The sequence below is a fragment of the Mesorhizobium sp. M7A.F.Ca.MR.362.00.0.0 genome (assembly GCF_004023175.1).
Classification (GTDB): domain Bacteria; phylum Pseudomonadota; class Alphaproteobacteria; order Rhizobiales; family Rhizobiaceae; genus Mesorhizobium.
Window position 1 is genome coordinate 1 of sequence record NZ_RZTF01000162.1, and the last position, 1516, is coordinate 1516.

The 1516-nt window shown below is 56.0% G+C and carries 1 protein-coding gene; it reads right to left on the bottom strand.

Annotation, left to right across the window (positions count from 1 at the left end):
- Positions 1-34: 34 nt before the first annotated feature.
- Positions 35-1516, bottom strand: a 1482-nt coding sequence (locus EOC06_RS19680; protein ID WP_164898660.1) for a hydantoinase B/oxoprolinase family protein, incomplete at its 5' end; no start/stop codon positions are given.

Below are 1516 nucleotides of genomic sequence, written 5' to 3' on the forward strand. Positions count from 1 at the left end.
AATGATCGAAGGCTCCTTGCCACAGCGCTGGTAATCAAAAGGTTGCAACAGATCCCTCCGTGTAACCATAAAGCGATCGAGCGTGATCGAGAGTAATTACGCCGTCGTCCAGGTCGCGCTGCACAGCAGCTCGGTCTCGCTTTCGCGGATCGCCCCAACCGCCTCCAGCGGAAGACTGAATCGTCAATCGAGCGGGCGGGAAGTCTCGCACACCGTATTGCGGCGTATCTACGACTTCTCCGGAGGCAAGTTCGATTGTCAGATCACCCTTGCTACCCTCGTGTCCGCCGTTGACACCCAACCCGCTCGGCGTCCGAACACCTTCGCCTGTGAAATTATAAGACCCTGGCGCCATGACGTCGACAACATACGTTGCCCCAGTTCCGCCGCGAAATTGTCCAGCCCCAGCGCTATTCATCCGAAACTCGTAACTATGCACAAGGATAGGATAAATCTGCTCATAGTTTTCCACGTTCGGCAAAGCAAGCCCGCCCATCGAAACGACTTGGCTCATAACATTGAACCCGTCACGCCCGAAGACCGCGCCTGCTCCCGATGATCCGAACCAGTGCGCAACGCCGAATTCACCCTGACTGAGATCACTGTTCGAAGTGCCACAGTAAGAGCATTTGCCCCAGGAACCACTCGCTCTTTGTGGGTCAGCTTGAGCAAGAGCCCTCCAACACGCGTTTATGATGTCGGCTGCTGGAAACATCGTGCACATGGTCACCGGCGCGGGCGCGCGCGCGTTGACCACAGTCCCCTCTGGTGCGATGATTTCAAGTGCACGCAAGGCGCCGCCGTTACGCGGAAGAGCGGCACTTCCAAGAAAGCTCATCACACCTACGAATGCCGCAGAAGTTGTGTTTGCAAGAGAGCTGTTTTTGAAGCTTTTTATTTGCGGATGACTGCCGGTAAAGTCGAGAGCAATTTTGTTGCCGCGTACTGTGAGTTTGACTTTCACAGGCACACTACGTGCCTCGAAACAATCGTTGTCACTAACGTCCTCCGCCTCATAGACTCCGTCCGGAAGCCGAGCTATTGCTTCGCGCATCATCCGGTCAGCGTGCGCCAGTACTGCCTCGAGCGCCAACCGACTTCGGTCGGCACCCAACTCGTCGAATAGCTTCTGGAGGCGCTGAGCGCCGATGGCAACCGCACCAAGCATTGCGCGCAAATCGCCGTCCATTGGTTCCGGCTGACGCGAGTTCAACAAAAGGAGTTCCCATAGATCTCGTCGAGTTACACCCGCTTCAACCAGTTTTAAGACGGGAAGCCTTATTCCCTCGTGAAAGATTTCAGTAGCAGACGGATTGTATGATCCCACGGCACCGCCACCTATGTCGCATTGGTGTGCCCGGTTGCATGTGAAGGCCACGAGCGTATCCGCGCAGAACACCGGGCGAACAATAGTCCAGTCCGGCAAATGATTGCCGCCCGCAACGTATGGGTCGCTCAGGATGAAAACGTCCCCGGGAACCATATCCCCGGCGAATCTCTGCAATACTGCACGCAA